This is a genomic window from Romboutsia sp. (assembly GCF_051659545.1).
In the GTDB taxonomy this organism is placed as follows: Bacteria; Bacillota; Clostridia; order Peptostreptococcales; family Peptostreptococcaceae; genus JBOFOR01.
Genome location: NZ_JBOFOR010000210.1, coordinates 1 through 5,453, shown reverse-complemented (window position 1 = coordinate 5,453; position 5,453 = coordinate 1). Strand labels below are relative to the sequence as shown.

At 28.7% G+C, this 5,453-nt stretch carries 5 protein-coding genes and 1 rRNA gene; all 6 read left to right on the top strand.

Going from position 1 to position 5,453, the window contains the following annotated elements; translation table 11 throughout:
* The first annotated feature begins 171 nt into the window (after nt 1–171).
* Nucleotides 172–288: ribosomal RNA gene (gene rrf, locus ACRC03_RS11350) — 5S ribosomal RNA — on the top strand.
* Between the two features lie 186 nt (nt 289–474).
* Nucleotides 475–1,821, top strand: a complete 1,347-nt coding sequence (locus tag ACRC03_RS11345; RefSeq protein ID WP_438652679.1) for an ABC transporter substrate-binding protein — start codon at nt 475–477, stop codon at nt 1,819–1,821.
* A gap of 184 nt (nt 1,822–2,005) precedes the next feature.
* Nucleotides 2,006–2,851 (top strand): carbohydrate ABC transporter permease, encoded by an 846-nt coding sequence (locus ACRC03_RS11340; RefSeq protein WP_438652678.1) that lies wholly within the window; start codon nt 2,006–2,008, stop codon nt 2,849–2,851.
* A complete protein-coding gene (locus ACRC03_RS11335) occupies nt 2,851–3,723 on the top strand; it encodes a carbohydrate ABC transporter permease (RefSeq protein ID WP_438652677.1) in 873 nt (290 codons plus the stop codon). Before ACRC03_RS11340 ends, ACRC03_RS11335 begins: the two co-directional genes overlap by 1 nt.
* 114 nt (nt 3,724–3,837) lie before the next feature.
* Complete coding sequence (locus tag ACRC03_RS11330) at nt 3,838–4,872, top strand: LacI family DNA-binding transcriptional regulator (protein WP_438652676.1); 1,035 nt, start codon at nt 3,838–3,840, stop codon at nt 4,870–4,872.
* A gap of 46 nt (nt 4,873–4,918) precedes the next feature.
* A partial coding sequence (locus ACRC03_RS11325) for a YesL family protein (protein ID WP_438652675.1) occupies nt 4,919–5,453 on the top strand: 535 nt, incomplete at its 3' end.

The following is a 5,453-nucleotide window of genomic DNA, read 5'->3' as shown; positions in this document are numbered from 1 at the left end:
GATAGGTCGAAGGTGTAAGTGCAGTAATGTATTAAGCTTATCGATACTAATAGGTCGAGGACTTGACCAAAATAAACCTAAAGGTTTATAATAAAATGATTCAAACTAAATGTATGTAGTTTTCAGAGTACTAACTCTAAAACTTAATAGAAGTATTAAGCATAAAGATTATGTGGTTATTATAGCAAAGAGGATACACCTGTTCCCATTCCGAACACAGAAGTTAAGCTCTTTAGCGCTGATGGTACTTGGAGGGCAACCTCCTGGGAGAGTAAGACGTAGCCACGTAATCTTTTTTTTCGTATAAAAATAAATTATAAGTATCAGTAATATATGGAAAAATGTATTGATTTTTAAAATGTTTAGTGATATTATTTTATTAACGATAGGAAATCGTTATTGGAAACCTTATCGAATCGGAAACGATTCCGATAAAACTTTAATTAGGGGAAAAATATAAGAGGGGGGAATATAATGAAAAAATTAAAAAAATTTGTAACAATTGCAGTTTCAGCAATGATGGCAACAGTTGCATTAACTGGATGTAGTTCAACATCTAAAGATGAAGCAGATAGTGGAGATGGCAAAGGTCAAGTTTATTACTTAAACTTCAAGCCAGAGTCTGAAGAACAATGGAAGAATATAGCTGCAGATTATGAAAAAGAAACAGGAGTAAAAGTAAAGGTTGTTACAGCTGCAAGTGGTACTTATGAGCAAACATTAAAATCAGAGATAGCTAAAAAAGAGGCTCCTACATTATTCCAAATAAATGGGCCAGTAGGATATCAATCTTGGAAAGATTATACTGCTGATTTAAAAGATAGCAAACTTTATGAAATGTTATTAAATAAAGAAATGGCAGTTAAAGATGGTGATGGAGTATATGGTATACCATATGTTTCAGAAGGATATGGTATAATAGTAAATCAAGCTATAATGAATAAATATTTTGCTTTAGACGGAGCAAAAGCTAAATCTTTAGATGAAATAAATAACTTTGCTAAATTAAAAGAAGTTACAGAAGATATGCAAGCGAAGAAAGATCAATTAGGAATAGATGGTGTATTTGCTTCTACATCATTAACTCCAGGTGAAGATTGGAGATGGCAAACTCACTTAGCTAACCTTCCAGTATACAATGAATATAAAGATAAAGGTGTAAGTGATTTAGATAAATTAGAATTTACTTATTCTGATAACTACAAAAATATATTTGACTTATACATAAATAATTCAACAGTTAAACCTACTATATTAGGAAGTAAAACAGTTTCTGACTCAATGGCTGAATTTGCTCTTGGAAAAGCTGCAATGGTTCAAAATGGTAACTGGGGATGGGGACAAATTGCAGAGGTTGAAGGAAATACTGTAAAATCAGAAGATGTTAAGTTTATGCCTATATATACAGGTGTTGAGGGTGAAGAAAAGCAAGGTATCTGTATAGGAACTGAAAACTTCTTCTCTATAAATAAAAAAGCATCAGAAGCAGATCAAAAAGCTTCTATAGCATTTGTTGAGTGGTTATTTAGCTCAGAAACAGGTAAAAAACATGTAACAGATGAATTAGGTTTCATAGCTCCATTTAATACTTTTACTAAAGAAGAATCACCTCAAGATCCTTTAGCTCAAGAAGTTTTAAGATATATGTCTAATACTGATTTATACAATGTAGATTGGAACTTTGTTTCTTTCCCAAGTCAACAATTTAAAGATGATTTTGGTGCAGCATTACTTGAATACTGCAATGGAAATATGAAGTGGGAAGATGTTAAAAAACTTGTAGTTGATCAGTGGGCATCAGAAAAAGAAGCTGCTAAATAATAAAAAAAAATTAAAAAATATAAAATAAAAAGCTTAGCCATAAATAATAGTATGATACCAATAAATATGAGTTGGAACTAAGTCATAATTCAGTGGATATATAAATACTTATTTATGGCTAAAGCTATTCAACTTAGACAAGCGATTGCACAAAATTTATATTATAATAAATAGGAGGTTTATTATGCAAAAGGCGTTAAAAAAATATTTTGGCGTATTTCTAGTGCCAACACTGATTGCATTTGCTACAGCATTTGTTATTCCTTTTGTAATAGGGTTATATTTATCTTTTTGCGAATTCACAACATTAAGTGATGCAACATTTGTAGGTTTTGATAACTATATAAAAGCTTTTGAATCAGGTCAAGGGTTTATAAGAGCCTTTGGTTTTACCTCAGTATTTACAATAGCATCAGTTATAACAGTAAATATACTTGCATTTGCTCTAGCTTATTTTTTAACAAAAAAAATAAGAGGAACGAACTTTTTCCGTACTGTATTTTTCATGCCTAATTTAATAGGTGGTATAGTTCTAGGATATACATGGCAAGCAATGATAAATTCAATATTAGTAAATTATGAAACTACATTGGTTGCAAATCCTAAATTTGGATTTATAGGACTTATTGTATTAATGAATTGGCAAATGATTGGATATATGATGATAATATATATTGCAGGTTTACAAAATGTTCCACCAGAACTTACAGAAGCTTCAAAAATTGATGGTGCAACTAAATGGCAAACAATCAAAAATGTAACAATACCAATGATAATGCCATCTATAACAATATGTATATTTTTAACACTATCGAACAGCTTTAAACTATTTGATCAAAACTTAGCTTTAACTAATGGTGCACCAATGAAACAAACTGAAATGGTTGCACTGAATATCGTCAATACATTCTATGGTAGAAACAATTTTGAGGGAGTAGGCCAAGCAAAAGCAGTTATATTCTTTATTATAGTTGCACTTATTGCTCTTTCTCAACTATACTTCACTAGAAAGAAGGAGGTAGAACATTAATGCAAGATACACTTTCATTAAAGAAAAAATCCGCAAAGAAATCAAGTATAGGAGATAGCATTATTTTCATAGTATTATGTGCATTAGTAGTAGTGTTTTTAGCTCCAATAATTTTTATTGTAGTTAATTCATTTAAAGGTAAATTCTTTATAAGTGATGCACCTTTTGCTTTACCTACATCAGAAACATTTGTAGGTCTTACAAACTATATTAATGGTTTAGAAAGAACAGGCTTTTTTAGTGCAATAGGATGGTCTTTATTTATTACAATATTCTCGGTTATAGCAATAATATTTTTTACTTCTATGACTGCGTATTATATAACTAGAGTAAAAAGTAAGTTTACAAATGCTTTATACTATATGTTTGTATTTTCTATGATAGTGCCATTCCAAATGGTAATGTTCTCAACTGTAAAATTAGCAGATACTTTAAATCTAGCAAATCCTTTGGGGATGGTGGTATTATACTTAGGATTTGGATCAGGATTATCAGTATTTATGTTTAGTGGTTTTATAAAGTCTATTCCTCTTGAGATTGAGGAAGCAGCAACTATAGATGGATGTAATCCACTACAAACATATTTTAAAATAGTCCTTCCAATTTTAAAACCAACAGCAATTACAGTTGCAATATTAAATGCAATGTGGATATGGAATGATTATTTGCTACCATACTTAGTTATTGGATTATCAACAGAGTATAAAACTATACCTGTAGTGGTACAAATGTTGGTAGGTTCAAATGGAAATAGAGATATGGGAGCTATGATGGCTATGCTGGTGTTATCTATAGTACCGATAATAATATTCTACTTAGCATGCCAAAAATATATTATAGAGGGGGTAGCTGCTGGAGCTGTAAAAGGATAAAATAAGCTATCTGTATAGTTAAATATAAATAAATTTATTTAAATATTATAAACTTAACCTATCTTATGTTAGTATTAATGTAGATAAATACTGAATTGAAAGGATAAAACTTATATGAAGGCAATCACAATTAAAGATATAGCAAAAAAATGTGGTGTCGGAGTAAGCACAGTTTCAAGAGCAATTAACAATCATCCAGAAATAAGTGAAGAAACTAGGAAGATGATTATGGAAGTAATAAAGGAAAATAAATTTATTCCTAATAACAGTGCAAGAAATCTAAAACTTACAGACACTAAGACCATAGCCGTATTAATAAAAGGTATAAATAACCCATTCTTTCAGAGTATGATTAGAGTATTTGAGGAAGAAATACAAAATCAAAAATATACTTTTATATTGCATAGAGTTGATTCTAATCAAGATGAAATTGAAGTAGCAGTAGAGTTGATAAAAGAAAAAAGATTAAAGGGAATTGTATTTCTAGGAGGTTTTTTTTCACATCAAGAAGAAAAGTTAAAGCAAATAACTGTACCATTTGTTTTAAGTACGATAGCTATATCACAAAATGTAGACAAAAACTTATATTCATCAGTATCGGTTGATGATATAAGTGAAAGTAAAAAGATCGTAGATCTTTTAATTGACTATGGCCATACTAAAATAGCAATTTTAGCATCAGATAGTAGGGATAAAAGTATAAGCAAATTAAGAGTAGAAGGATATGTTAAAGCATTAAAAAATAAAAAAATTAGTACAAATAAAAAACTAATAAGATACACAAAAGATAATTCTAATGCTTATACAATGGAAAATGGATATAAATTAATGAAGGAATTAATAACTTCTGGAGAAGATTTTAGTGCTGTATTTGCAATATCTGACAGTATGGCAATTGGTGCATGCAAAGCAATATTAGAAAGTGGTAAAAAAATTCCAGAAGACTATTCTATTGTAGGATTTGATGGATTAGATATTACATATTACTATAATCCGGCTATTACTACTATACGTCAGCCAGTTGAGGAAATGGCAAAAGAAACTACTAAAATACTATTCGACTTAATAAATAAAAAGACTAAAAATCAGCATAAGGTTTTTGAGGGTGAACTAGTTATTAGACAATCAGTCTATAAGTTGAATAAATAATATTAAAGATGTATTTTTTAATAAGTGAAAATAAGAAAGGATTTTTATGGATAATTTATTTAGATATGATAATAATTTTTTTGAAACTCTAAGAAGAACGACAGATATAGTTATATTAAATTTCTTATTTATATTTTCTTGCATACCTATAATAACTATAGGGGCTTCTGTGACAGCTACATATTCTGTAGCAATGAAAATAGTAAAAGATGAGGATAACTATATAGCTAGAGAATTTATAAAAAAATTTAAAGAAAATTTCAAAGTTAGTACTATGATTTGGACCTTTATGCTTATAGTTGGTGGAGTATTAATTTTAGATTTTAATATTTCCAATATGATTTCTAATCAAGTTATAAGTAAAATATTACTATTTATATTTACCTTAGTAAGTATAATATTTATATTTATACTAACATATATTTTCCCTATTATATCTAAATTTGATAATACAATAAAAAATACTATAATAAACTCTATTCTTATATCAATTCAAAATTTACCATATACAATAATAATGGTACTTTTGAATTTATCACCAATAGTATTATTATATTTGCTTAGTAGCTTTTGGGGACACA